The organism is Aromatoleum diolicum, from assembly GCF_012910955.1.
Lineage (GTDB): Bacteria > Pseudomonadota > Gammaproteobacteria > Burkholderiales > Rhodocyclaceae > Aromatoleum > Aromatoleum diolicum.
This window is the reverse complement of record NZ_WTVQ01000039.1, coordinates 1-25,781: the sequence shown is the minus strand read 5'-3', so window position 1 is coordinate 25,781 and position 25,781 is coordinate 1. Positions and strand designations below refer to the sequence as shown.

At 63.3% G+C, this 25,781-nt stretch carries 26 protein-coding genes and 2 tRNA genes; 21 read left to right on the top strand and 7 right to left on the bottom strand.

Features of this window, described 5'->3' with window-relative positions:
* Positions 1-4: 4 nt before the first annotated feature.
* The 7 genes from GPA25_RS18490 to rpoS all read left to right on the top strand — a co-directional run bounded on the left by GPA25_RS18490 (position 5) and on the right by rpoS (position 4,203).
* Positions 5-316, top strand: a complete 312-nt coding sequence (locus GPA25_RS18490; RefSeq protein WP_169261882.1) for an integration host factor subunit alpha — start codon at positions 5-7, stop codon at positions 314-316.
* Entirely contained in the window at positions 297-677 is a 381-nt protein-coding gene (locus GPA25_RS18485) for a MerR family transcriptional regulator (RefSeq protein WP_169261881.1), read from the top strand. Before GPA25_RS18490 ends, GPA25_RS18485 begins: the two co-directional genes overlap by 20 nt.
* Before the next feature lie 48 nt (positions 678-725).
* A tRNA-Pro gene (locus GPA25_RS18480) sits at positions 726-802 on the top strand.
* A gap of 159 nt (positions 803-961) precedes the next feature.
* Positions 962-1,705, top strand: coding sequence for a 5'/3'-nucleotidase SurE (surE, locus tag GPA25_RS18475; protein ID WP_169261880.1), 744 nt, complete (start codon positions 962-964; stop codon positions 1,703-1,705).
* Positions 1,702-2,358: a protein-L-isoaspartate(D-aspartate) O-methyltransferase gene (locus GPA25_RS18470; RefSeq protein ID WP_169261902.1), complete on the top strand. Its 657-nt coding sequence runs from the start codon at positions 1,702-1,704 to the stop codon at positions 2,356-2,358. Before surE ends, GPA25_RS18470 begins: the two co-directional genes overlap by 4 nt.
* A complete protein-coding gene (locus GPA25_RS18465) occupies positions 2,355-3,257 on the top strand; it encodes a peptidoglycan DD-metalloendopeptidase family protein (RefSeq protein ID WP_211163208.1) in 903 nt (300 codons plus the stop codon). The genes GPA25_RS18470 and GPA25_RS18465 overlap by 4 nt, the downstream gene beginning before the upstream one ends.
* A gap of 10 nt (positions 3,258-3,267) precedes the next feature.
* Positions 3,268-4,203 carry an RNA polymerase sigma factor RpoS gene (gene rpoS, locus GPA25_RS18460; RefSeq protein ID WP_169261879.1) on the top strand — a complete coding sequence of 312 codons (936 nt, stop codon included), beginning with the start codon at positions 3,268-3,270 and terminating at the stop codon, positions 4,201-4,203.
* Positions 4,204-4,222: 19 nt separating this feature from the next.
* On the opposite strand, the gene mltB is transcribed toward rpoS, so the two are convergent.
* Genes mltB through GPA25_RS18440 form a run of 4 tightly spaced genes read right to left on the bottom strand, consistent with a single transcriptional unit; the run spans position 4,223 to position 9,060 of the window.
* Positions 4,223-5,227 carry a lytic murein transglycosylase B gene (mltB, locus tag GPA25_RS18455; RefSeq protein ID WP_169261878.1) on the bottom strand — a complete coding sequence of 335 codons (1,005 nt, stop codon included), beginning with the start codon at positions 5,225-5,227 and terminating at the stop codon, positions 4,223-4,225.
* Complete coding sequence (locus GPA25_RS18450) at positions 5,224-7,170, bottom strand: transglutaminase TgpA family protein (RefSeq protein ID WP_169261877.1); 1,947 nt, start codon at positions 7,168-7,170, stop codon at positions 5,224-5,226. The genes mltB and GPA25_RS18450 overlap by 4 nt, the downstream gene beginning before the upstream one ends.
* Positions 7,163-8,143: a DUF58 domain-containing protein gene (locus tag GPA25_RS18445; protein WP_169261876.1), complete on the bottom strand. Its 981-nt coding sequence runs from the start codon at positions 8,141-8,143 to the stop codon at positions 7,163-7,165. Before GPA25_RS18445 ends, GPA25_RS18450 begins: the two co-directional genes overlap by 8 nt.
* Positions 8,143-9,060: an AAA family ATPase gene (locus GPA25_RS18440; RefSeq protein ID WP_169261875.1), complete on the bottom strand. Its 918-nt coding sequence runs from the start codon at positions 9,058-9,060 to the stop codon at positions 8,143-8,145. The genes GPA25_RS18445 and GPA25_RS18440 overlap by 1 nt, the downstream gene beginning before the upstream one ends.
* 137 nt (positions 9,061-9,197) lie before the next feature.
* Between GPA25_RS18440 and GPA25_RS18435 the strand changes: the two genes are divergently transcribed.
* The 3 genes from GPA25_RS18435 (at position 9,198) to bamC (ending at position 12,330) form a co-directional block, all read left to right on the top strand.
* Complete coding sequence (locus GPA25_RS18435; RefSeq protein ID WP_169261874.1) at positions 9,198-10,124, top strand: histone deacetylase family protein; 927 nt, start codon at positions 9,198-9,200, stop codon at positions 10,122-10,124.
* A 160-nt stretch (positions 10,125-10,284) separates the two neighbouring features.
* Positions 10,285-11,163 (top strand): 4-hydroxy-tetrahydrodipicolinate synthase, encoded by an 879-nt coding sequence (dapA, locus tag GPA25_RS18430; RefSeq protein ID WP_169261873.1) that lies wholly within the window; start codon positions 10,285-10,287, stop codon positions 11,161-11,163.
* A 24-nt stretch (positions 11,164-11,187) separates the two neighbouring features.
* Positions 11,188-12,330 carry an outer membrane protein assembly factor BamC gene (gene bamC, locus GPA25_RS18425; RefSeq protein ID WP_169261872.1) on the top strand — a complete coding sequence of 381 codons (1,143 nt, stop codon included), beginning with the start codon at positions 11,188-11,190 and terminating at the stop codon, positions 12,328-12,330.
* Positions 12,331-12,513: 183 nt separating this feature from the next.
* On the opposite strand, the gene GPA25_RS18420 is transcribed toward bamC, so the two are convergent.
* Both GPA25_RS18420 and GPA25_RS18415 read right to left on the bottom strand, forming a co-directional pair.
* Positions 12,514-12,798, bottom strand: a complete 285-nt coding sequence (locus GPA25_RS18420) for a hypothetical protein (RefSeq protein ID WP_169261871.1) — start codon at positions 12,796-12,798, stop codon at positions 12,514-12,516.
* Positions 12,799-12,955: 157 nt separating this feature from the next.
* Entirely contained in the window at positions 12,956-13,444 is a 489-nt protein-coding gene (locus GPA25_RS18415) for a DUF7931 domain-containing protein (RefSeq protein ID WP_169261870.1), read from the bottom strand.
* A 152-nt stretch (positions 13,445-13,596) separates the two neighbouring features.
* Between GPA25_RS18415 and rlmD the strand changes: the two genes are divergently transcribed.
* The 3 genes from rlmD to GPA25_RS23855 all read left to right on the top strand — a co-directional run bounded on the left by rlmD (position 13,597) and on the right by GPA25_RS23855 (position 16,037).
* A complete protein-coding gene (gene rlmD / locus GPA25_RS18410) occupies positions 13,597-14,898 on the top strand; it encodes a 23S rRNA (uracil(1939)-C(5))-methyltransferase RlmD (protein WP_169261869.1) in 1,302 nt (433 codons plus the stop codon).
* Between the two features lie 46 nt (positions 14,899-14,944).
* Positions 14,945-15,032, top strand: a tRNA-Ser gene (locus GPA25_RS18405).
* A 354-nt stretch (positions 15,033-15,386) separates the two neighbouring features.
* Positions 15,387-16,037, top strand: coding sequence for a PEP-CTERM sorting domain-containing protein (locus tag GPA25_RS23855; protein WP_211163207.1), 651 nt, complete (start codon positions 15,387-15,389; stop codon positions 16,035-16,037).
* Between the two features lie 118 nt (positions 16,038-16,155).
* Here GPA25_RS23855 and GPA25_RS18395 read toward each other — a convergent pair whose 3' ends face one another.
* The gene (locus GPA25_RS18395; RefSeq protein WP_169261868.1) at positions 16,156-17,187 is read right to left on the bottom strand and encodes an HDOD domain-containing protein; all 1,032 of its coding nucleotides are present in this window, start codon (positions 17,185-17,187) and stop codon (positions 16,156-16,158) included.
* Positions 17,188-17,348: 161 nt separating this feature from the next.
* On the opposite strand from GPA25_RS18395, the gene GPA25_RS18390 reads away from it, so the two are divergent.
* From GPA25_RS18390 to GPA25_RS18355, 8 genes are all read left to right on the top strand, one after another.
* Positions 17,349-18,014, top strand: coding sequence for a pseudouridine synthase (locus tag GPA25_RS18390; RefSeq protein WP_169261867.1), 666 nt, complete (start codon positions 17,349-17,351; stop codon positions 18,012-18,014).
* 113 nt (positions 18,015-18,127) lie between these two features.
* Positions 18,128-18,532 carry a DUF192 domain-containing protein gene (locus tag GPA25_RS18385; RefSeq protein ID WP_246265838.1) on the top strand — a complete coding sequence of 135 codons (405 nt, stop codon included), beginning with the start codon at positions 18,128-18,130 and terminating at the stop codon, positions 18,530-18,532.
* A gap of 180 nt (positions 18,533-18,712) precedes the next feature.
* A complete protein-coding gene (gene flhB, locus GPA25_RS18380) occupies positions 18,713-19,852 on the top strand; it encodes a flagellar biosynthesis protein FlhB (protein WP_169261865.1) in 1,140 nt (379 codons plus the stop codon).
* A gap of 35 nt (positions 19,853-19,887) precedes the next feature.
* Positions 19,888-21,990, top strand: a complete 2,103-nt coding sequence (flhA, locus tag GPA25_RS18375) for a flagellar biosynthesis protein FlhA (RefSeq protein WP_169261864.1) — start codon at positions 19,888-19,890, stop codon at positions 21,988-21,990.
* Between the two features lie 115 nt (positions 21,991-22,105).
* Entirely contained in the window at positions 22,106-23,599 is a 1,494-nt protein-coding gene (gene flhF / locus GPA25_RS18370; protein WP_169261863.1) for a flagellar biosynthesis GTPase FlhF, read from the top strand.
* 44 nt (positions 23,600-23,643) lie between these two features.
* Positions 23,644-24,453 carry a MinD/ParA family ATP-binding protein gene (locus GPA25_RS18365; RefSeq protein ID WP_169261862.1) on the top strand — a complete coding sequence of 270 codons (810 nt, stop codon included), beginning with the start codon at positions 23,644-23,646 and terminating at the stop codon, positions 24,451-24,453.
* A 116-nt stretch (positions 24,454-24,569) separates the two neighbouring features.
* Positions 24,570-25,346: an RNA polymerase sigma factor FliA gene (locus GPA25_RS18360; RefSeq protein ID WP_169261861.1), complete on the top strand. Its 777-nt coding sequence runs from the start codon at positions 24,570-24,572 to the stop codon at positions 25,344-25,346.
* Positions 25,347-25,372: 26 nt separating this feature from the next.
* Positions 25,373-25,781: motility-associated protein (locus GPA25_RS18355; RefSeq protein ID WP_343035000.1), on the top strand; the 409-nt coding region annotated here is incomplete at its 3' end.

Sequence of the window (25,781 nt, the reverse complement as noted above, 5' to 3'; positions counted from 1 at the left end):
GAAAATGAACATTACCTTGACCAAAGCGGAACTGGCCGACCTGTTGTTTGAGCGTGTCGGTCTCAACAAGCGTGAAGCCAAGGACATGGTGGAAGGCTTTTTCGAGGAAATCCGGCTGGCGCTGGAGAAGGGCGAAACCGTCAAACTCTCCGGGTTCGGGAACTTCCAGCTGCGCGACAAGCCGCAGCGACCGGGGCGCAATCCGAAAACTGGTGAGGAAATTCCAATTACCGCACGTCGGGTTGTCACCTTTCACGCGAGTCAGAAGCTGAAGGCAGCAGTGGAGCAGCTGAGCGATGCAGGCAAGCAGCCATAACGAGACCTCGGTACCTCTGCCGCCGATCCCGGCAAAGCGCTATTTCACAATCGGTGAAGTCAGCGAGCTGTGTGCGGTCAAGCCGCACGTGCTGCGCTACTGGGAACAGGAGTTCACCCAGCTCAAACCGGTGAAGCGGCGCGGTAACCGGCGTTACTATCAGCACCACGAGGTGCTGTTGGTGCGGCGCATCCGCGAACTGCTCTACGAGGAAGGTTTCACCATTTCCGGGGCAAGGAACAAGCTGGGCGAGACGGCGATTCATGAGCAGGAAGAGGCCGAGGAGGTTGATCGCCTGCGCGCAGTGCTGGCGTCCGTACGCGCCGAAATCGTCGCAGTGCTCGAGCAGTTGAAAGCGTGACGCAGGGCTGGTAAATGCGCCGAATGCTGCTATAATGCGCGCTTGTGTCGGGGCGTAGCGCAGCCTGGTAGCGCACTTGCATGGGGTGCAAGGGGTCGCGAGTTCGAATCCCGCCGCCCCGACCAATAGATACCGAAACCGGCCGCTGGCCGGTTTATTTTTTCTGCGTTATTCCTCGTGGGCGGCAGCCCGGAGCGCGGGGCGCCGTATGCTAAGATGCTCCGCCGCTTCTGCGATACATCAGGCACGGCGTGGCGGTTTGTAGCACTCCGAACGGAAGAATCATGCGCATTCTGGTCTGTAACGATGATGGCTATTTTGCCCCCGGCATTGCGGCGCTTGCCGCTGCTTTGGCCGAGGTAGGGGAAGTAACGGTTGTCGCACCCGAGCGTGACCGGAGTGGCGCCAGCAATTCCCTGACTCTTGATCGGCCTCTGTCGCTGCGGCGTGCTGCCAACGGCTTCCATTTCGTCAATGGAACCCCGACCGACTGCGTCCATCTGGCTGTCACCGGAATGCTCGATCATCTGCCTGACATGGTGGTCTCCGGCATCAATCACGGTGCCAATATGGGCGACGATACGATCTATTCCGGTACGGTCGCGGCAGCCACCGAAGGTTATCTGTTGGGCGTTCCGTCGATTGCAATCTCGCTGGTAAGCAAGAATCCCGGTGATTTTTCGGGAGCGGCGCGGGTGGCGCGCGACCTTGCTGAGCGTTTCATGCGCGAGCCCTTCCGTCAGCCGGTGCTGTTGAACGTCAATGTTCCCGATCGGCCGTATTCCGAGTTGCGCGGGCAGCGGGTAACCCGGCTAGGCAAGCGACACAAGGCCGAGCCGGTAATCCGCAGTGTGAACCCGCGCAATGAGACGGTCTATTGGGTTGGTGCGGCGGGACAGGCGGCGGACGCTGGCGAGGGAACGGATTTTCATGCGGTGGCAGAGGGTTTTGTCTCGATTACACCACTGCAGATTGATCTGACCCACAACAGTCAGATTTCCGGTGTTTCGGAGTGGCTGTGCCGATGATGTTGCGGCAGCCCGACCCGGCGCAGGCGGCCAGTCGTGCGCGTGCGCGAATGGTCGAACGTCTGCGTGCGCAGGGAATTTCCGACGAAAGGGTGCTGGCGGCAATGACGCAGGTGCCGCGCCATGCATTCGTCGAAAAAGGTTTGGCATACAGTGCATACGATGACACGGCATTGCCGATCGGCTACCAGCAGACCATCTCGCAACCGCTGGTTGTCGCGCGAATGATCGAAGTGCTGCGCGCCGGGCGCGAACTCGGGCGAACGCTTGAGGTCGGAGCGGGGTGTGGCTATCAGGCCGCAGTGCTGTCGTTCCTTGCAACGGAGGTTTATGCCGTGGAACGTATCCGGCCACTGCTTGATCTGGCACGAGAAAATCTTCGGCCCTTGCGTCTACCGAACGTCCGCCTGAAATGTGCCGATGGCAATCTCGGATTGCCCGAGGCTGCGCCATATGACACCATTATTGTCGCTGCTGCTGCGCCGAGCGTGCCGGACTCACTCAAGAAGCAACTGGCTCCTGGCGGGCGTCTGATGATTCCGCTGGGCGGTACCGATCAACGCCTGGTGATGATCGAGCGGCAGGGGAATGTTTTCAGGGAGAGCCGGCTTGAGGCTGTGCGTTTTGTCCCTTTGTTGACTGGTACGGAATGATCGATTCAGTGAAGTTTACCTATTCGCGCCGTTGGCTGATCCTGGCCGCGTTTGTTGCAACGTTGACGGGTTGTGCGGCACCGCGTCCGGCCCCCGTTCGCGATACCACTCCGCCCCCGCCTGCCGAAACCGGAACGGCACCTTCTGTGGTCAAGCAGGAAGGTACGCATGTCGTGCGCCCGGGCGAAACCTTGCTCGGGATTGCGCGGCAGTACGCTGTCAGCGTCAAGGACATCGTCGCGTGGAACAATCTCGCGGACCCAAACCAGATTGTCGTCGGTCAGACCCTGCGTGTGGCGCCTGGTGGCGCAACGGGGACGGTGGTCCAACCGATTGCGACGACTCAGCCGGTGGACATCCAGCCAGTCAAGCCGGCTGGCGAAATGCCCCCGACCGTCGCGGGATTAAAGCAGGAGCCCCGCGGGGGCAAGCAGCCCTACAGCGAGGAGGCTTGGGCGGCGATCAACCCCAAGGCCAGCAGTGTGCCAGCGCCGATCCCTCCGACTGCGGATCCGGACAAGGCGGCAGCAGGGAATACCGTATGGTTGTGGCCGGCGGGTGGGCAGGTTATCGAAACCTTCGATGAGGCAACGAACAAGGGCGTGGATATCGCGGGCAAGCCAGGTGATCCGGTCATTGCCTCGGCGGGGGGGAAAGTGGTGTACTCCGGGAGTGGCTTGCGCGGCTACGGAAAACTGGTCATCATCAAACACGACGCGAATTACCTGACTGCCTATGCGCATAACCAGCAGCTGCTGGTGAAGGAAGGTGACTCGGTGTCAAAGGGCCAGAAGATCGCCGAGCTCGGCAGTACTGACGCGGATCAACCCAAGGTACACTTCGAGATCCGCAAGCAGGGCCGCCCGGTAGATCCGCTAAAATATCTCCCTGCACGCTGACGAGGAGGCTATGTACGATCCGGCAAGTCATGACGACGTAGAAAGTCAGGAGCCGGATCTACCTCCCGAGGTGGAGGTGTTCGTCGAGCGTGCTGCCCCGGCTTTCGAGAACGAGTTTCTCAGCGACGTTACACAGATTTACCTCAATGAAATCGGCGCCAATCCGCTGCTGACCGCCGATGAGGAAGCCGCCCTCGCGCGGCGGGTAAGAACGGGCGATTTTGCGGCCCGTCAGACCATGATCGAGCGCAACCTGCGCCTGGTCGTCAATATCGCCAAGCATTACCTGAATCGCGGGATTCCGCTGCTCGATCTGGTCGAGGAGGGCAACCTCGGTCTGATGCATGCGCTGGAAAAATTCGACCCCGAGCGTGGCTTCCGGTTTTCGACCTACGCGACATGGTGGATTCGGCAGAATATCGAGCGTGCGATCATGAACCAGTCGCGCACGATCCGCCTGCCGGTACATGTCGTGAAGGAACTGAATCAGGTCTTGCGCGCACAGCGCAGTCTTGAGGCATCGGGTAACGGTGAGTACACCCTGGAGCAGGTGGCGGTCAGACTGGACAAGTCGGTGGAGGAGGTGCGAGCGATCCTCGCATTGAGCGAGCACACGGCGTCGCTGGACGCGCCACTGGAAATCGATCCGACGCTTTCAATCGGCGAGTCGCTGGCGGACGATCAGGCGACGTCGCCTGATGTGCATATCCACGATGCCGAGGTCGAAGAACTGATCCGTGAATGGATCGGCATGCTGAACGAAAAACAACGCCTGGTGATTCGCCATCGCTACGGACTCGACGAGTGCGAAGTAATGACACTTGAGGAGTTGGCTGCACGCCTGTCGCTGACTCGCGAGCGTGTGCGCCAGATACAGCTCGAGGCGCTCGGCCAGTTGCGTCGCACGGTGAAGCGTCGCGGGATCTCCCGCGACGAGTTGTTCTGACTTTGCCCGCGGGGCACCTTTACCGCGCGGGCGGCGTGTACTGATCGAGCAAGGCCCGCGCTAGCTCGAATACAGCCATCGCGTAGAAGCTGCTCTTGTTGTAGCGCGTGATTGCGTAGAAGTTCCGGTAGCCAAGCCAGTATTCGGTCTCGGCGCCGGGACTGGCGAGGTCGACGAGGGTTGCGGGTGCGGTATGCGGATACGCGGTTGCCGGCGTGACGCCTGCGTTTGCGAGCTGTTCCGGGGTGAGCGCAGGTTCGATGCCGATGTCAATGAGCGCCTGGGCGTTGGTTTCGGGGGCCAGCAGCGCGGGCACCGCGACCGGTTCGCCACGTGCCCAGCCATGTTGTGCAAGGTAATGCGCAATGCTACCGATGGCGTCGGCAGGCTCATTGTCGAAATCGATGCGGCCGCTGCCATCAAAGTCCACCGCATAGTTGCGGATGCTGCTGGGCAGAAACTGCGGATACCCGATCGCGCCCGCGTAGGAGCCGTAATAGGTGAAGGGGTCGCGTCCCTGTTCGCGGGCTAGCAGAAACAGCTGTTCCAGTTCGCGCAGGAACAGCTGTGCGCGTGGCGGGTAGTCGAACGCGAGCGTTGCCAACGCCGATACGGTCTCGAAATTGCCGGTGTTGCGGCCATAAAAGGTCTCGACGCCGATGATCGCCACGATGATTTCCGGCGGTACCCCATAGCGTTCGCTGGCAGTCTGAAGCGTCGCCTCGTGTTCCTGCCAGAAGGCGAGGCCGCTTTCGATGCGCCTGGTTTCAAGAAACCGCGCGCGATAGCGTTGCCATGAGCGAGTGCCGGGCGAACTGGGCGGGCGGATGAGTTCGAGTACGCGGGGTTCGTGCTGGGCTCGGGCGAGCGCAGCAAGTAGTTCGCCACTGTCAAATCCGTGTTTCTCCTGCATTTCCCGCGAGAATGCGATTGCTTCCTCGCGCTCCGCGTAGGAGCCGTTGGCGAGGCCCGGCCCGGCAAGCAGGCTGAGGCATAGCAGGGCGGCGCTGAAGGGGCGTTTCATTTCAGATTCAACCTCCGGATACATTGGACAAGATCACGTACGTGGCGATCATCGGTACTTGAGCCGTAGCGCAACCTGGCGTAGCGGCCGGCGATGTCTTTCAGGCGGGCGGCGTGCCGGGGGAAGGTCATCGCCAGACGCTTGCCGTAATCGACGGGTCCTTCCCACGGATGCCGCGCGGCACCGTGACGGGCGAGCTTGCGGCAGAATGATGACCACGCGCGATCGAGCGGGTCGCGCTGCTGGCGAAGTGCAAAGGCCCATATGAACAGGAGCAGCGTCAATATCCCGGCGCTCAATCCCAGCAAAAGGCCAAGCGTTCGCCAGTCAGGGCGCGAAAAACCGATGCGTTTAAGCAGATCTTGTTGTCGATCGGGATTGTATCCAAGAACCCAAATGTTCCACGTATTGGAGAGTGCTTCCCAGTGATGGCGCAGGTCGCGCAGCCAGGAAAAGCTCGGGCGCATCATGAAGGGCAGCGCTTCCCACTCGGGCAGGGCCGCAGCCAGTCCCGATTCGATGCGCCGGGGGGCTGCCACGGCAGTGGGATCGATACGTGTCCAGCCGCGCCCGGCGAGCCAAACCTCTGCCCACGCATGCGCATCCGACTGGCGTACCACCAGAGTGCGGTCGATCGGATTGATCTCGCCGCCCTGATACCCGGTGACGACACGTGCGGGGACTCCGGCGGCACGCATCACGAAGACGAAGGCGGAGGCGAAGTGTTCGCAGAAACCGCGGCGGGTGTCGAAGAGGAACTCGTCAATGGCGTGGGTGCCGAGGAGCGGTGGGTTGAGCGTGTAGGTCAGGTCGCTCCGCCTGAGATGTTCGATTGTCCGTGCCAGGATTAGGTCGTGCGAGGGGGTGCCTGTGGCCAAATCCCGCGCGAGGGCGCGGCTGCGTGGGTTGAAGGTGGCCGGCAGTCGAACTGCGTCTGTGAGCACGTCGCGGTTTTCGTCGACCCCGACAGCAGTCGTCGGGTACGCGCGCAGATTGAATCGTGCTCGGGTGCGCACCGGGGCGTTCGCTACTAGCCGGTAATCGCTGGTATAGCGTGCTTGTGGCACGCCGGGAGGGGGGAAGTCGAGCGCCAACAGCCAGTTCTGGTTGTGCGGCTCGAGCGTCAACCCGTAGTCGTAGGCGGGGCCGGCGGGTACATAGGCCGGTTCGGCGGCGGTCGTGAAACGGCCTGTGCGCCAGGTTCGGCCGTCAAAGGAGGTGAGCACCGGGCCACGCCAGTAGCGCTGCGTGGGTGGCGGTGGGCTGCCGTGGAATTCGACACGAAAGGCGATGGCGTCCGATAGACCCAGCTGGCTGATCGACCCCGGGGTCATCGAGTCGGACAGTCCGCTCATGCCACTGTAGGCGTCCGCCGGGAGCCCCCATAGCGGCCCCTGAACGCGAGGGAAAAGCACGAACAGAATAAGCATGAAGGGCAGGCCCTGGGCCAGCAGGACGGCGCCTGTACGCAGTTGCGCAACGGGGGGCGCGTTCTCGTCCTGCAGACTCAGCAGGGTGATCGTGGCGAGTAATGCGCCGGTCAGGGCAAGGCCGGCGATTGCTAGGGTCTGGTCGTAGAAGAACAGCCCGAGTTGCAGGAATAAACTTAAAAGTATCGCAGCACGAATGTCGCGCGTGCTGCGCCCTTCCAGAAGCTTCAGACACAGCAGCACGGCAAGCAGCGCGACCCCGGGATCCTTGCCGAAGAAATGGCCAAAGTCGATTTTCACGCCGACGCCGGCGGCGACCGCGATCAGCAGGATCAAGGCCTGGTGTGGAACTTTGCCTCGTCGCCACGACAACAGTACGCGCAGCCCCAACAGGCTTGCGCAAACCGCTGTAAGCCAGGCGGGCAGATGCGTCGCGTGGGGAGCCAGCGTGGTTGTGGTAGTGGCGAGCAGCCAGAGTTGCTGGACGACGGAGGGCGCGCGCGCGTCAGACATCGGCGGAGGCACCATTGCCGAAAAGTGCTAGCCGCTTGAGACAGGTGGCAGTGTGCTGTGGACCGCGGTCGACAGCAGTAATGCCGTCCGGCAGTGCAAGTGAATACGCCTGCGCGCCCCGTTCCGCTGCAAGCACCCAGGCGACGAGTCGCGACAGTCTGGCGTCTGTGCCAAGCGCCCAGGGAAGGGTGTCCCAGTCGAGGTGAATTTCTCCGGCAACGAGTCCCGCGAATTGCTTGGTGAGCATCGGCCCCCCACGCGCGAGGGTTTTCCACGCTACGTGGCGTGGCGAATCCGAGGGCTGGTGGGGGCGCAGTCCGGCAAAGTCGTCGTCGCCAGCGTGCCCCGGGCGACGTCCCGCGCTGTCGGCGGTGCCTTCGGGTAGCGGTGGCGGGAATGGTTCCGGGGCTGGATAGACAAGGCAGCGCTGATCCGGTACGAGTACGCTCCATGCGCGGATCAGGCCGAGCGGGTACGTCGTCTCGATCACCACGCGTCCGAGCCGCATCCAGCCGCGCCGTTCGGTCGGGCAGGACAGCGCGATGTCAGCGGTGTCGTTGGCCGCGAGTTCAAATGCCGCAATCGCGCCATGGGCATTCAGTCGCAGTCCGGGGCGCCGTGTCGGGCGTGCATTGCTCACGAGGATGCTGAACCGGGCCCGTTCGCCGGCAAATACCGGTTCGGACCGCCCGGGGCGCAGCGACAGATGCAGCAGGTTGCGAAACGCATGCACGATACTGGCGAATGCGACGCCGCCCAGAAGAAAGACCAGGGCGTAGCCGAGGCTCAGGTTGTAGTTGATGGACGTCAGCAGCATCACCATCAACGCTGCGGCGAAAGCCAGCCCTGCAGGTGTCGGCAGGACAAAAATGCGGCGTTGCCGGAGGACGAGCGGCGTGGGATCCGGTCGTCCGACGCGAAACAGCCAGCGGTCGACCTGGCGACGTAGGGAATCGAATCGTTGCCGCGCCATCACGCGACGGCAACGTCCCGCACGAGTTGCGCGAGTAACTCGGGTGGGGCGCTACGACCGTCACCGGCGGCGTGCAGGCGATGCCCTGCGACATGCGGGAAGACCGTCTGCACGTCTTCCGGGAGCACGTGGTCGCGACCGTCGATCAAGGCCCAGGCGCGTGCTGCGCCGATCAGTCCGAGACCGGCGCGCGGACTAAGGCCACCGGCAAGCTCGGGACTGTGGCGCGTGCTGCCGAGCAAGGCCTGGACATAATCCACCAGTCGCTCGGCGACGGTGACGCCGTGAGCGGCGCGCTGCAGCGTCAGCAGGTCTTCCGGGCGGATGACCGCGTTCTGGCGCTCCAGCAGTTCGCGTCGATCCTCGCCCATCAGCAGCGCACGTTCGGCGCTGCGGTCAGGGTAACCAAGGCGGATACGCATCAGGAAGCGGTCGAGCTGGCTTTCGGGCAGCGGGAAGGTGCCGATCTGATGCGACGGATTCTGTGTCGCGATAACGAAGAAGGGTTCAGGCAGGACATGGGTTTCGGCGTCGGCGGTGACCTGATGCTCTTCCATCGCTTCAAGCAGGGCGCTCTGCGTTTTGGGTGTGGCGCGATTGATTTCGTCTGCGAGGATAAGTTGCGCGAATACCGGGCCGGGGTGAAAACGGAAGGTGGTGGCATCTCGATCGAATATCGAAACGCCAATGATGTCGGCCGGCAGAAGATCACTGGTGAACTGGATGCGCTGGAACTGCAAGCCGCTGAGGCGTGCGATCACATGCGCCAGGGTGGTCTTCCCGACCCCTGGTACGTCCTCGATCAGCAGGTGTCCGCGAGCGATCAGACAGGTCAATGCGAGCCGCAACTCGCGCTCCTTGCCGAGAATGATGCAGTTGGCGGCTTCGAGGACGCGAATGGCGTGGCGATGGGGCATGTGGGCGTACTGTGAAATTGGCCGGGAAGCGGTGATAATAGACGACAAATATCATCAGGCTGCGCCCGGTGCAGGCGGCAAGCCATTTTGAAGGCCGTGGCGCGGGAAAGTTCGCCCGCATGCGAAAGAGGGGGGGTATGACGACGACTGCGTTCATTACGCACCGCGATTGCTGGCTGCACGACATGGGGACGTTTCACCCGGAATGTTCGGACCGGCTTGCCGCTATCAACGACCGACTGATCGCAGCGGGGCTGGATCTGTACCTATCGTTTTATGACGCGCCCGAGGCAACGCCGGAACAGATCCGGCGCGTGCATCCGGAAAGTTACCTCAATGAGCTGACCTCCAGCGTGCCCGAACATGGCATCCGCCACCTCGACCCGGATACCGCGATGAGTCCCGGTACGATGAAGGCGGCATTGCGCTCGGCCGGTGCAGGCGTGCTGGCAACCGATCTGGTGCTGAAGGGTGAGATCGAGAATGCCTTCTGCGCGGTGCGCCCGCCGGGCCATCATGCTGAGCGTTCGAAGGCGATGGGTTTCTGTTTCCTGAACAATATCGCGATTGCCGCGCGTCATGCGGTCGATGCGCACGGACTGGAGCGCGTCGCGATTGTCGACTTCGACGTGCATCACGGCAACGGCACCGAGGATGCATTCCGCGACGACCCGCGCGTACTGATGGTCAGCATCTTCCAACACCCGTTCTACCCATACAGCGGGGCCGACTGCACGGCACCCAACATGGTCAATGTGCCGATACCGGCAGGCACGCGTGGTGACGCATTCCGGCAGATCGTCACCGATACCTGGATGCCCGCTCTGCGCGCGCACAAGCCGCAGATGATCTTTATCTCGGCCGGGTTCGACGCCCATTACGAAGACGATATGGGCTCGATCGGTCTCGTCGAGTCCGATTACGTCTGGGTGACGCAACAGGTCAAGGCTGTGGCGGAAGAGTGCGGGCACAAGAACGTTGTCTCGATCCTGGAAGGTGGCTATTCACTGTCGTCGCTGGCGCGTTCGGTGGTGGCGCACATCAAGGCGCTGGCAGATCTCTGATTGCAGCGCTGCGGGCTCGTACTGTCGTGTGGGGCCGATGCGCGGTTTGTGGCCGTCGTAGGGTGCGTCATTGGGTGCCCATGCCGGTGAGGCCAAGCGCCGGAGTGGCCGTCTCGCGGCGATCAGGTAGAATCGACTTTTTAAACTTTCGGCCTTTTCCATGATTACCGGATCGATTGTCGCCATCGTCACCCCGATGAACGAGGATGGCAGCCTGGATTACCCGCGTCTGCGTGCATTGATTGACTTCCATGTGGCCGAAGGCACTGACGGGCTGGTCATTGTTGGTACCACCGGCGAGTCACCGACGGTGGACGTGGATGAGCATTGCGAACTTATCCGTGTGGCGGTTGAGCACACGGCCGGACGCATCCCCGTGATTGCCGGCACCGGGGCAAACTCGACGGCAGAGGCCATCGAACTGACGCGCTATGCCGAGAAGGCAGGCGCCGTCGCGCATCTTTCGGTCGTGCCGTACTACAACAAACCAACCCAGGAAGGCTTGTATCGGCACTTCCGTGCGATTGCCGAGGCCGTTGAATTGCCGCTGGTCCTGTACAACGTGCCCGGTCGTACGGTGGCGGATCTCGGCAATGACACCACGCTGCGCCTGGCGCAGATTCCGAACATCATCGGCATCAAGGATGCCACTGGCAGCATCGAGCGCGCCTGCGACCTGGTCGAGCGTGCGCCCAAGGACTTTGCGCTCTATACCGGTGACGACATGACCGCCGCGGCCTTTATCCTGCTGGGTGGCCACGGCACGATATCGGTGACCGCAAACGTGGCGCCACGGGCAATGCATGAGATGTGTGCTGCGGCGCTTGCCGGCGATGCCATCAAGGCGCGCGAGATCAATGCGCGTCTGGTGGCGCTGCACCGCGATCTGTTCTGCGAGGCCAATCCGATTCCGGTGAAGTGGGCCGTGCAGCAGATGGGCATGATCCAGGCCGGTATCCGGCTGCCGCTTACGACGTTGTCGGAAGGCTTGCACGAACGCGTCCGTCTGGCGATGCGTCGTGCTGGCGTGAACGTCTGATTTTTCAAGGATTTACTGAGACTCATGAATCGTACCCTGCGTACTTCTGCTTCACTGATTGCCTTGGCTGTTGCCCTGTCTGGTTGTTCCGGTTCCTTGCTGGAGTCGAAGAAGATCGACTATAAGAGTGCCCGGCAACTGCCGACGCTTGAGATTCCGCCCGACCTCACTGCGCCAACGCGCGATGACCGCTACGTGGTGCCTGACGTGTCGCCGAAGGGCGTCGCGACCTACTCTGCCTATGCCAACGATCGTGCAGGGCAGCCGCAGACGAGCGCGACCCAGCAACAAGTGCTGCCCGCCGTGGAAAGCATGCGCGTGGAGCGCGCCGGGACGCAGCGCTGGCTGGTCGTGTCGGGAACAGCAGACGCGATGTGGCCGAAGGTCAAGGATTTCTGGCTTGAACTCGGCTTCATCCTGAACGTCGAGCGCCCTGAAGTCGGTGTGATGGAGACCGATTGGGCCGAAGACCGCGCAAAGATTCCTCAGGATGTCATTCGGTCAGCGCTGGGTAAGGTGCTCGACGGCATGTTTTCCACGCCCGAGCGCGACAAGTTCCGCACTCGGCTGGAAGCAGGCAAGGAGCCGAATACCGTGGAGATCTATATCAGCCACCGCGGCATGATGGAAATCTATCCGAACGAAGCCAAGGACACCACCGTCTGGCAGCCGCGTCTGGCTGACCCAGAGCTGGAGGCCGAGATGTTGCGGCGCCTGATGGTTCGGCTGGGGGCGGCGGAGGAGCGTGCCGCGGCAATCGTGGCGGCAGCGCCCGCGGCTGAACGTGCGTCTCTGCAGACGGCATCCGGTGGCAAACTCAGTCTCTCGCTTGACGAGTCATTCGATCGTGCGTGGCGACGAGTCGGCCTGGCGCTGGATCGCATCGGCTTTACCGTCGAAGATCGCGATCGTTCGAAGGGCATGTACTTCGTACGCTACGTCGATCCGGATGCGGATGTGCAGAGCAAGAAATCCGAGGGTTTCCTGTCCAAGCTCGCCTTCTGGCGCAGCGATGACAAGGCCGTTGCAAAGGGCAGTGAGTATCGCCTGCGCGTGAAGGGCGAGGGCGATGCGTCAGTCATCACCGTGATGACCCGCGAGGGCGGAGAGGATTCGTCCGAGACGGCGCGCAAGATGCTCAACTTGTTGCAGCAGCAGTTGCGATAACAATCCGCTGCGGCGCGGCAACGGTCTCTTGCAGGCCGTGTGCCGTGTGCCGTGTGCCGTGAGCCGTGAGCAGCGGCGTTCCGTGTTTGCGGTTGGCACTAAGGCCGATCGGAGAAAGCGCGAATCAGACAGGAACAAAAAAGCCGGCTCGCGAGCCGGCTTTTTTGCGTCGCTGGAAGAGCGTTACTTCTTCGCTGCGTCGGCGGCTGCAGCAGCTGCGTCCTTGGCGGCGTCGACAGCGGTGCCGGCTGCGGCAGCGCTGTCCTTGGCGGCGTCGACGGCGGTTGCAGCAGCGTCCTTGGCGGCCTCAGCCGGGGCAGCAGCCGGAGCGGCGGCTTCCTGAGCCGGAGCAGCGGGAGCGGTCGGGGCGGCAGCCGGAGCCGGGGCCGCCGGGGCGGGGGCTTCGGTCTTGCTGCAGGCGGCAACGGCGAGGGCCAGCAGGGAGGCAACGAGGAGCGATTGTTTCATGTTCTATGTCCTTATCGATGGGGTCTAGACGTGGCTGAGGAGTTACGGCCAAGCGGGCTTTGTTGAGTATCCGGTTGGCGAACCTCGTAGAATTCTAGCACGCGCCTGGTGCATGCAAATATTTATTTGGTGCAATGCAATAAGTCGAAACGCGTGGCTAGATGCTAAGCGGAGCGCCGCTTGCATGATGCTCGCCACGTAACCACATTGTCTCGAATTGTGTGATTACGTATGCATTGGTGCTGGACGTTGCGAAACAGACCTTGCCGCGGGGAAGTTCCTGATGAAAGCGCGTTACCAAATAGTGGCGATCCGCAACGAGGAAGGGTTGTGTCCATGCGCGGGCACCTGGATCGGTGGTGCGAACACTTGCACAATGACCAAAGCGTCGGAGAACGCCGATGAGTCGAGGGCATTCCTGCTCAAGAAAAGTCGTGGTATGCACGAGAATACGCAGGGTGTCGGGGCGGGGTGATTGCGAGCACAAGGCTTCGAGCAGATTGGTGCCGGCGACGCTTTCGAGTCCCCATTCGCGTAGGTCCGGATCGAAGATCGACACAGTTTGGTGGGCCAGACCAAGCGCTTCGAGGACGGCGTCGCGGAATTCGCCGTAACTGTCGAGATATCGTTCCGAGAATGTGCCCACGTTCGTTTCCTGCGGGAGAGGGAAGCCCGCGGCGAGAGGGGATGTGTCCGTGCCGCTGGTTGGTGCCTGTGATTTTCCAACGAATTATAGGTACCTGGGTAAAAAGCGCTGCATCGCCCGGTAAAATCGCGATCTTTTTGGCGAGTTTCCCCATGCCGGTCGCAGTCATCGAATCGCTGGACCACGAAGGTCGCGGTGTCACGCATGTCGAGGGTAAGGTTGTCTTTGTTGACGGCGCCTTGCCGGGCGAGAAGGTCGAGTACTTGGTCCACCGCAGTCGCCCGAGCTTCGACCTTGCGGAGGTCAGCCGCATCATCAAGCCGAGTGCGCAGCGGGTAACGCCGCGGTGCCCGCATTTCGGAGTGTGCGGGGGCTGTTCGATGCAGCATCTGGACTCCGTGGCACAGACGGCGGTGAAACAGCGGGTGTTGGAAGATGCGCTGTGGCACGTCGGCAAGGTGACGCCCGAAATCATCTATCCGGCCATTCACGGTCCCTCGTGGGGCTATCGTTACCGTGCACGCATCGGCGTGCGACTGGTGCCGAAGAAGGGGGGCGTGCTGGTCGGGTTTCACGAGCGGCGCAGCAGCTACATCGCCGACATGCGCAGCTGCGCGATCCTGCCGCCGCATATTTCGGCGATGTTGCCGGCGCTGCGTGAATTGATCGCTGGCTTGTCGATCCCCGACCGCCTGCCGCAGATCGAGATCGCAGTCAGTGATACGGCGACGGTGCTGGTGTTCCGCAACCTGCTGCCCTTCACCTCGGGGGACCTCGCGCGGCTGGCTGCGTTTGCCGACAAGCGTGGGGTGCAGGTATGGCAGCAGCCGGGCGGGCCGGCGACGGCGCATCCGCTGCATCCGAAGACCGGAGCGGGGCTCGCATATACGCTGCCTGAATTCGGCGTGACGATGGAATTCCTGCCGACCGACTTCACCCAGGTGAATGTGGACATCAACCGGTTGCTGATCCGTCGGTCGATGCAGCTGCTCGATCCGCAGCCGGGGGAGCGAATTGCCGACCTGTTCTGCGGTCTGGGCAACTTCAGCCTGCCAATCGCCCGTAGCGGCGCGACGGTGGTAGGGGTGGAGGGCAGCGAGATCCTGGTCGCTCGCGCAGGTGAGAACGCCCGTCGCAATGGGCTCAAAGGGAACAGCGAATTCCACGCCGCGAACCTGTTCGAAGCCACGGAAGACAGCCTTGCGGCGCTGGGGCGGCTCGACAAGTTGCTGATCGACCCGCCGCGCGAGGGCGCGATTGCCGTGGTCAAGGCGCTGAGCACGCAACAGTCGCCGGCGCGCATCGTGTATGTGTCGTGCAATCCGGCGACGCTGGCGCGCGATGCCGCGGTGCTGGTGCGCGAGAGGGGTTACGTGCTGCGGGGCGCGGGCATCGCCAATATGTTTCCGCAGACCTCGCACGTCGAGTCGATTGCGCTGTTCGAGCGGGTCTGATTCGGGACTGATCCAGTCCGGCGGAATGATATACTGCGCGCCTTCCGGAGGTGTGGCAGAGTGGTCGATTGCACCGGTCTTGAAAACCGGCAACGGGCAACCGTTCGTGAGTTCGAATCTCACCGCCTCCGCCAGATGCCCCAAAAAACGCGCCATAGGGCGCGTTTTTTTTGGCCCCAATACCCGCAGCACAAAGACGATGCGTTTGATCAGCTCCAGGCGTGTTCCCGTGTCGGAATCGACGTAATTCGATCTTCCGATGGCGCGGACTTGTTGTGCTGGTAGCTCGGGCGGCTCGATGCACCGTACTCGGTGCTGCGCCACCACGTTTGATCGGATGCCCGAAGTGTCGGAAAAACTTACAGTCAAGCTCCACGCTGTCCGGCATTGGGCAAGAAATGCTTATCCAGACAGGATCTTGCGTTGCAGGCATGCGATGTGCTTACGGATTGTTTCAAAACATACAAAACGTACCAGGGAGGTGCGCAATGAACCTGTTTCGACAAGTCACCGGGGTCGCGGCCGCGGTGGTTATCCTCGCGGGCGCTTCTGTCGCGCACGCAGTGCCGTTCGAGATCAACGCCGCATCGTTTTCCGCGGGTGCGGGTTACGGGGTTGACTCGAGTGAAGGTAGCGGCACCCTTCTCGACGTGCGCTTCAGTACGTCAATCTTCAGCCAGCAGGATTTCTCACTGTCGTCGATTGACAGCGCATTCACTTTCTCTTTCGGCACGGTGAGTTTGCAGGAGCCAAATTCAAACGGTGGGATCAGAGCCAGCGAAACCGACAGTCTTGGCGTGCTGGCTTTCCTAACTTTCGCCAACCCGCAGGGGGCGACTTCGAACTTGGTGGCGAGCGGTTCGGCCTTTGCCGGTTCGATTGCCGATTCGGCGAGCGATTACACCCTGGTGTGGAACCCGCTGGATGTGAGTTTCGGATCCGGTGGTCTATTCCGCGTCGCGCTGAGCGATCTTTCATTCAGTGAAGGGGGTATGCAAACGCAGTTCGCGACGATTACGCTGCTGCGGCTCCCGAGCGAGCAGATCAGTGTTAACGCCGTTCCGGAGCCAGCGACGCTGGTCCTCATCGGAGCAGGCCTTTTCGGCCTCGCGACAGTGCGGCGGAAACGTCCGGCCTGAGCGTGCATGGGGGTGCCGCGGTTTCGCGATGACGCCGGGACTTGGCCGGGGCACCCTGCCTTTCGGCTGCCTGGCCGCGGGAGCGGGGACCGATCGTTGTGCCGAGTTTCCCCGGCGGTTATTCGAGCTGCTGCAAGACGGCTTGTGCCGCGACGTGGAGCGGCTCAATCTGATCGGGGGTCAGTTGCAGGGCCGAAAGCACGGATTCGCCCATTTTGTGCCATTCGTTGATGGTGGGCGGTGAGTCTTTACCTTGCAGGAACTCGGCCAATTGGGCCAAGGCGACGAGTCGGCGGGCCGCGGGTGACAAGTCGGCCGAGGAGTCCGCCAGGCTTGCCAGGTCATGATGATGCAGGATCGCTGCGCAGTGCGCTTCGGGCAGATACCAGCTTTGCGCCATCGCGCTGCCAACAATCGCGTGATTCAGTGCGAGATGCTCGGATTCCACCTCGGTGAATGGCCTCAGCGGCTCCGCCATGGCTTCGGCGAGTATGTCCTCATACGAAGCGTTCGCCCTTAGCAGCACCAGAATCCCGCAGTCACGGAATAGTCCGTACGTGTAGGCATCCTGCGGCCGGACGCCGTCCTTGATGCCGATCTCGCGGGCCAGCCAGCCGGAAAGGTGCGCGACACGCGCCGACGTGTCCCAGAATCCCGTGAGGGCAGGGCTTTCCGGCAGGGCTTGGCGCACCGCGTAGCCGGCGACAGTGCGCAGCACCATGATCAGCCCCAGCATGGTCAGGGCGTCGCGCACTGTGCGGGCTTTGGTGCGGTAGCCGAAGATCGGGGCGTTGGCCGTCTTGACCAGCCAGGCGGAGAGCCCGACATCGGACATGATCATTGTCGCGAGGCGGCGGTAATCGGGCTCCTCGCTCTGCATCTCGGCCATCACCTGATCCAGGATTGCCGGACGCGGCGGAAGCTCGATTCGTGCGAGCGAATCGGCCAATGTCGCATCAACGCCCGCAACGCTCACATCACTGCCTTCTCGACTCATCGCCGATTCCTCCTGTGCATCGTCGCCGGAAAAGCCGGAAGCCCTCGGCCACCGTCTCCGCGGTGCGTCACGCGATTCCCCGTCGCGCAACGGGTGCTCATGAAATTGCACCGCGCGCGTGGTAGTTGCGATATTAAAGGATAGGAAATCCAATGTGATGTGGGGAAGTATCGCCGAAGCTGGTGGCTGTGATCCATCGCCGATGGTGTTCCGCGAGCGACGATTCACCGCGGTGTGGACATTGCCTGCGCCAAGCGCTTTCCTTTACGCTGCGATGCCCAGACTTTCCTGCCCTTGGAGTTCATCTCTTCCCCATGTCTCGTGTAATTCTCCTCAACAAGCCGTTCGGTGTGATCTGCCAGTTTTCCGGTGAGCCGGGGCGGCCGACGCTGAAGGATTACGTGCCGGTGCCGGGGGTGTATGCGGCGGGGCGGCTGGACACGGATAGCGAGGGTTTGTTGCTGTTGACCGATGACGGCGCCCTGCAGCACCGCATTGCGGACCCGCGACACAAGCTGCCGAAGACGTATCTGGTACAAGTGGAGGGCGAGCCGGACGAGGCGGCGCTGGCGCATCTGCGCGCGGGGCTGGATCTGGGGGATTTTGTGACGCGGCCGTGCGAGGCGCGGCAAATCGCGGCGCCGGACTGGCTGTGGCCGCGTGATCCGCCGGTGCGCTTTCGCAAGAGTGTGCCGACAGCGTGGCTGGAGATCGTGCTGCGCGAGGGCAAGAATCGACAGGTGCGACGGATGACGGCGAAAGCGGGGTTCCCGACGCTGCGCCTGATTCGTATGGCAATCGGCGATTGGTCACTGGCGGGATTGTCGCCGGGAGAGTGGCGCAGCGAGGAGTGTGCGGGTTTCGACTCGCACCGGGCCGTGGCGCAACGTTCGGCGCCCGCACGAAGCGGCCGGGCTATGCCGGTGGCACGTGCGCCACAGCCACGTTCGGGTGGCGCGCGGCGCGCGGGGCGGTCTTAGCCGATTGGCCGGCGTCGGGTTAGAATCCTCCGTCCTCATCGTTTCGGGTCGTTCCGGTCATGATTTTCCAAGCTTTTTCCAGCCGCGTCGCGGCGCTCATCGTGGCCGGCTGCATGTGGCAGGTTCCCGTCGCGCGGGCCGAATTGCCGCTGGTCGAGCTGGGGGTGGGGATGCATCGCATCGAGGCAGAGCTTGCGCATACGGACCAGGCACGCCAGATCGGCTTGATGAAGCGGTCGTCGATGCCGCCGCAGCGCGGCATGGTGTTCGTGTTCACGCAGGAGGCGCGGCACTGCATGTGGATGAAGAACACCCTGATCCCCTTGTCAGTGGCCTTTCTCGACCGCGACGGGCGCATCCTGAATATCGCCGACATGAAGCCGCAGACCGAGGATAGCCATTGCGCCGCCGCCCCCGCTCGATATGCGCTGGAGATGAACCAGGGCTGGTTTGCGGGGCGCGGGGTCGCCGCCGGCGAACGTATTCGCGGAATCGAGCGCCTGCCCGCCGGGCGCTGAGTCGAGCCCGGACGTCGTCCGGATCGCGTTTTCCAACTGTCGAATTAGGGCCTTTTCCCCGCGTTTATCGGGCGGCGGGTCTTGCCGGTCGGCGGTGATAATTGCCGCACGTCGCAAAGTGTTCGTACTGAGGGGCCGCGCTGAGCGGACGCCTCGCGGCGCGCAGGCAAGGAGCCGGCCATGGCCGAAGACAGCGATCTCGAAAAAACAGAACAACCATCGTCACGACGACTGGAACAGGCCCGCGAGGAAGGGCAGATTCCACAGTCGCGTGAGCTGTCGACCTTCCTGGTTCTGATTACCGGGGTGAGTGGCCTGTGGCTGATGGGAGGTTGGATCTCCGGGCGCATCCTCGGACTGCTGCGCGAGGGGTTCCACATCGAGCGCGCCGTGGCGTTCGATACGCGTCTGATGCTTGCGAGCCTGGGTGGCCAATTTACCGACGCCTTGCTGACCATGCTGCCGCTGTTCGCGATCCTGCTGGTCGCCGCGGTCGCTGCACCGATCCTGATCGGCGGTTTTGTATTTTCGCCGAAGGCACTGGGTTTGAAGCTGGACAGGATGGATCCGATTCAGGGGCTGGGTCGCATGTTTTCGATGCACGGTCTGGCGGAGTTGGTGAAATCGCTGATGAAGGCCGCCATCGTTGGTGGCGTCGGCGCCTTTGCGGTGTGGCGCGAGCACGAGCACATCTTTACGCTGATGACGGAGACGGTGGAGAGTGCGGTGCCGGACTTTCTGCAGACGGTATTGTTTTCCGCCCTGCTGATCATCATGGGGCTGGCGATCCTGGCCTTGATCGATGTGCCGTTCCAGCTGTGGCAATACAACAAGAAGCTGCGCATGACGAAGGAAGAGGTCAAGCGCGAGAGCAAGGAGCAGGAGGGCGACCCGCACGTCAAGGCACGTATCCGCAGCATGCAGCGGGAGATGGCGCGGCGCCGGATGATGGCCGAGGTGCCGAAAGCCGACGTGGTGGTGACCAACCCGACGCACTTTTCGGTGGCGCTGAAGTACGACGCCAAGAAAATGGGGGCACCGATCGTCGTCGCGAAGGGGCGTGGCGAAGTTGCGCTGAAGATTCGCGAGTTGGCGAAGGAGCATAAGGTGCCCCTGCTCGAGGCGCCGCCGCTGGCTCGCGCGCTTTACAAGCATTGCGAGCTGGAGCAGGCGGTACCGGGTGCGCTGTACACGGCGGTGGCGGAAGTGATGGCCTATGTGTATCAGCTGAATCACTGGATGGCCAATGGCGGCCTTCCGCCCGCGGTGCCCGGCAAGCTGCCGGTGCCGACAGAAATGGACCCCGGCGCGCCCGAATGAGCGCGTGGCCGGAACGAATGCGATAGAGGTTGACAATGATCGAAGCCCTCAACCTGCGTGCGCTAATGACGCCCACGAACCTGCGGATGCTGGGTGCGCCCATCTTCATCATCATGGTCTTGTCCATGATGGTGCTGCCGCTGCCGGCATTCGCCCTCGACATCTTCTTCACTTTCAACATCGCGATGTCGGTGATGGTGATGCTGGTGGCGATGTACACGCGCAAGCCGCTGGAGTTTTCGGTGTTCCCGACGGTGCTGTTGGTGACGACGCTGTTGCGTCTGGCGCTGAACGTGGCCTCGACGCGAATCGTGCTGCTGGAAGGTCATACCGGCCCGGATGCGGCGGGCAAGGTAATCGAGGCCTTCGGCCACTTCCTGGTCGGCGGCAACACGGCGATCGGTCTGGTGCTGTTCGTGATCCTGGTGGTGATCAACTTCGTCGTGGTCACGAAGGGTGCGGGGCGGATCGCCGAGGTGAGCGCCCGCTTTACCCTCGACGCGATGCCGGGCAAGCAGATGGCGATCGACGCGGATCTGAATGCCGGTCTGATCGACGAGGGTGAGGCCAAACGCCGACGCAAGGAGGTGGGGCAGGAGTCGGAATTCTACGGCGCGATGGACGGTGCGTCGAAGTTCGTCCGCGGCGACGCGGTCGCCGGCATTGTCATTCTGCTGATCAACATCATCGGCGGCCTGATGGTCGGTATCGTGCAGCACGACATGGACGCGGGTATCGCGATCGAGACCTATACGCTGCTGACGATCGGCGATGGTCTGGTCGCGCAGATCCCCGCGCTGATCATTTCGGTGGCGGCGGGCCTGGTGGTGGCGCGCGTTGGCGACGAGGGCGATATCGGCGGGCTGGTCATTACCCAGGTGTTCTCGAATCCGCAGGTGCTGATGCTGACCGCAGCGATCATCGGGGTGCTCGGGCTGATTCCGGGGATGCCGAACCTGGTGTTCATCATGATCGCGGGCATTCTGGGATGGCTTGCGTGGCGCCGGATGGGCGTGAACAAGCGCGAAGCGGAAGCGGCCATGCGTGCGGCACCGCAGGCCGCAGCGGCGCAGCCGGCGGCGGAAAGCCAGGAGGCCAGCTGGAACGACGTGGCGCCAGTCGATGTGCTGGGGCTGGAGGTTGGCTACCGCCTGATTCCGATGGTGGACAAGGGACAGGACGGCGAGCTGCTCAAGCGCATTCGCGGGCTGCGCAAGAAATTCGCCCAGGATGTCGGCTTCCTGTCGGCGCCAGTGCATATCCGCGACAACCTCGAACTCAAGCCGAATGCCTACCGCATCGCGCTGAAGGGCGTAGAGATCGGCAGTGGCGAGGCCTATCCAGGGCAGTTTCTCGCGATCAATCCGGGGCGCGTCACCGGGCCCTTGGCCGGGCGCGAGACGCGCGATCCGGCCTTCGATCTGCCGGCGTTCTGGATCGACGCCAGCCAGCGCGAGCAGGCGCACGCGCTGGGCTATACCGTGGTCGACGCGAGCACCGTGGTCGCGACCCACCTGAACCACCTGATCCTGAACCATGCGGCCGAGCTGCTCGGGCGCCAGGAAACCCAGGCACTGCTCGATCACATCAGCAAGAACACGCCGAAGCTTGTCGAGGATCTGGTGCCGGCGCTGCTGCCGGTGTCGACGGTGCAGCGCGTGCTGCAGAACCTCCTCGAAGAGGGCGTCAATATCCGCGACATGCGCACGATCATCGAGATCCTGGCCGAAAACGCGCCGCGCATGCAGGATCCGCTGGAACTCACCTCGCGCGTGCGCCAGGGGCTCGGGCGCTCGATCCTGCAGAGCCTGTTCCCGGGCAACGCCGAGATCCAGGTGATGGCGATCGAACCGGCGCTCGAGCGCATCCTCATGCAGGCAATGGCCGCGGGTGGTGGCGAGGGTGGCGTCATCGAGCCGAGCCTAGCGGACGGCCTGCTGCGCCATACCGCGGAAGTCGCGCAGCGCCAGGAAGACATCGGCCTGCCGCCGGTGCTGCTGGTGCCGCCGCAACTGCGTTGGCTGTTGTCGCGCTTCCTGCGCCGCGCAGTACCGTCTCTGAAGGTGATCGCCAATTCCGAGGTCCCCGAGACGCGCACGATTCGCGTTACTGCCATGGTCGGTGCCGGGGCGCGCTGAATACGGGGCAGATTAACGGGGAGAAACCCGGTTTATTCCGCGCTATCGAGCTACCCGGCCGCGACCATAATCGGAACCATGCTGTGCTGCGAGCGTGGCAGTCGGGAGAGTCCAAATGAACGTCAAGCGCTATTTCGCCCAAACCGCCCGTGAGGCGCTGCGCGCCCTCAAGGCCGAACTCGGAGCGGATGCCATCGTGCTGTCCAATCGGGCGGTCGACGGGGGTGTCGAAATCCTCGCCCTGCCGGCCGATGATGTCGGTGCGCTGCCGGGTGCCGCACGCCCCGCCGCGCCCGCCGTGCAGGCACCGAGTGTCGAACGGGCCCCGCAGCCGCTCGTACGCGGCCTTGACGATGACGATTTCCAGGTGAGTCTCTCCGGGCGTGCACCGGCAGGCCGGCCGACGGCACAGCAACCGGCGCGCACGGCGCCGGCGATCCGGCCTTTCAATCCGCCGCGCATGGAAACCGCCGATTATCTGATGCGCAGTCGTGCCCCGTTTGCCGACGAATATTCGATCGACGACTGGAATACGCCGGAAGCGCTGGCCCGTCCCGTCGTGGCCGTTGCGCCACCGCCGCAAACCATGCCGGTGTACTCGGCGCCCGTCGTACCGCAGCCTGCCGTTGCTCCCGTGCCCGAAGTCGAAGACGATCGCATTCGTGCCCTGCAGGAGTCCAACGTCACACTGATGAGCGAGCTGGCCGGAATTCGCGGCCTGATCGAACGCCAGCTCGCCGGCTTTGCCTGGGGCGAGACGCGCCGCAAGGCGCCGGCACGCGCCGAAATCGTCGGCGAACTGCTCGAAGCCGGCTTTTCCGGCGTGCTTGCGCGCCGACTTGCCGATGCGGTCGGTGACGAGGCTTCGCCCGAGGCCGCGCGTGCCGCAGTAAAGAGTGCTCTGGCGCGCGATCTGCGTGCCGTCGCGTCGGACGCGGACATCATCGATCGGGGCGGCGTGTATGCGTTGGTCGGTCCCACCGGAGTCGGCAAGACTACCACCACCGCCAAGCTCGCCGCGCGTTGCGTGGTGCGCCACGGCGCCGATAAGCTCGCGCTGATTACCACCGACGGTTACCGCATCGGCGCGCAGGAGCAGCTGCGCATCTATGGCCGCATTCTCGGCGTGCCGGTGTTCTCGGTGCGCGATGCTGCCGACCTGCGCCAGACGCTGGCCGAACTGCGTAACAAGCACATGGTGCTGATCGACACGATGGGCATGAGTCAGCGTGACAGCATGGTCGCCGACCAGGCTGCGATGCTCAACGGCGCAGGTGACGTGCGTCGCCTGTTGCTGCTCAATGCGACCTGTCGCGGCGATACGCTAGCAGACGTGGTGCGTGCCTATCGTGGCCCCGATCTGGCCGGTTGCGTGCTGACCAAGGTCGACGAAGCCGCATCGCTTGCTCCTGCCATCGATGTGGCGGTCAGCAATGAACTGGACGTGTTCTATGTGGCCAACGGTCAGCGCGTACCGGAAGATCTGCATCTGCCGAACCGCGCGTATTTACTGCATCGTGCGCTGCGTGAACAGGCTGCTGATTCGCCGTGGAAGCTGCAAGGCGACGAGGCCGCGCTGATGCTCGCCGCGGCGGGTGCCGGGGCCTAGGATGCGGTCGCCACTTTGTTCGCGACCAGCCAGGGAGGCCTGACATGATCGACCCTCGTGAAGACCAGGCAGCCGGACTGCGACGGCTTTTTCGCCGCGCGCCGCCGACCGTCGTAGCCCTGTATGCGACTGGCCGGCAGCATGCCCATATCGCGCTGCAGGCGGCGCACCGCATCGCCGGGCGGGCCGAACGCGTGTTACTCCTCGACGAGGCGCAAGGCGCCGATTCTCTGGCCACCACGCTGGGTCTGCCGGCCGGAAGCGATCTGTTGACCGTGCTCGGCGGCAAGGTGCAGCCTCGTGAGCTGGTGCAGGCCGTGCCAGGCCTGCTGGGCCGGGTGCCGGTGGCCGCCGCGGCGCTGGCCTTGCCCCTGCTGGACGCCGAGCGTCGTGAGCGCCTGGTTGGCGCGCTGCATGCCCTGCAGCGCTCCGCCAGCTTTATCCTGATCCATTCGGCGTGCGAGGCTGCGGCCGATCCGTCGCCCTTCATCTTTGCCGCGCCGCGCCGGCTGGTGGTGGCGGAGGCCAGCCATCGGGGCGCGACCGAAGCCTATCAGGTCATCAAGCGGCTTGCGGCGGCCGGTGCCGGTTCGCTGCATGTGGCGGTGGCGCGCGCGCGTGGACGGGCCGATGCGACGGCATTCTTTGCAAGCCTCGACGAACTGGTGCGCCGCCATGTCGGCGTAGCGCTGGCCTGGGTCGGCGAAGTTGAGCGCGATGACCTTGCCTCCGGACTGAGCAACGGCATGTCCGAGGCCTCGCCGCGTGACGCGGAGGCCGCATTCCTGCGCCGTCTGGCCCATTCCGGAAGCGGTCGCGCCGATCCGTCCATCCCCTTGGGCCCGCGTTCATGATCCGCCTCACGTATTCGTCTGGCAAAGCGGGCGCCGCTGCGGGACAATGGCACTCCGTCGGGTTGGACTCCAGCCCGGAGCCCCGTTCAGGCCGGAAGAAGATACAGGCGAAGTGGATGTACGACGCTGAAGGAAATCTCGACAAGAGCCATCTGGTGGAGGCCTACGCACCGCTGGTGAAGCGCATCGCCTATCACCTGATGGCGAAGCTGCCGGCCAGTGTGCAGATGGATGACCTGATCCAGAACGGCATGCTCGGTCTGCTCGACGCGATCGGTCGCTACGAGGACGGCCTCGGGGCGCAGTTCGAGACCTATGCGGTGCAGCGGATCCGTGGCGCGATGCTCGACGGCCTGCGCGAGAATGACTGGCTGCCGCGCAGCATGCGGCGCGACATGCGGCGCATCGAGAGCGCAATCCACAGCCTCGAGCAGCAGCATGGCCGCCAGCCGACCGAGATCGAACTGGCCGCGTCGCTGGAAATGCCACTCGCCGACTATCAGCGCATGTTGCAGGACGCACGCGGCTACCAGCTGGTGCATTTCGAGGATTTCACCGATGGCGAGGGCGAGGATTACTTCGAACGCCATCTTGGCGAGCACGAATCGAATCCGCTCGATCTGCTCGAAGCGGCGGACATGCGCAGCACGCTGGTGCGCGCGATCGAAGATCTGCCCGAGCGCGAAAAGCTGATGATGGCGCTGTACTACGACGAGGAACTGAACCTGCGCGAGATCGGCGAAGTGCTGGGGGTTTCCGAATCCCGCGTGTGCCAGCTGCACAGTCAGGCGGTCGCGCGTCTGCGCTCGCGCATCGCCGGCGGTGCGGCGAAGGGCTCGGGGACCGGGGCGCGTCGCGGCCGACCGCCCAAGGTGCCGGCGTCGGACGCCTGAGCGCGGTCTGACGGGGGATCGCGATCATGGACAAGATCAGTCTCGTTGGCATCACCCTCGGCATCGCTGCCATCCTGATGGGACAGGTGATCGAAGGCGGCCACATCGCGTCGCTGGTGCAGCCGACCGCCTTCCTGATCGTGATCGGCGGCACCCTCGGGGCGGTGATGCTGCAGAGTCCGATACGGGTGTTTCGCGATGGTATGCGCATGACGAAATGGGTATTCGTGCCGCCAACCTCCAGCCATGCCGAGCTGATTCGCCAAGCCGCAAGCTGGAGCATGATTGCGCGCAAGGAAGGTCTGCTGGCGCTGGAGGCGCAGATCGCGCGCATATCCGACCCGTTCATGCGCAAAGGGCTGCAATTGCTGGTCGATGGCGTCGAGCCGCAGCGGCTGCGCGAGGTGCTGGAAGTCGAGATCGACGCCTGGGGGG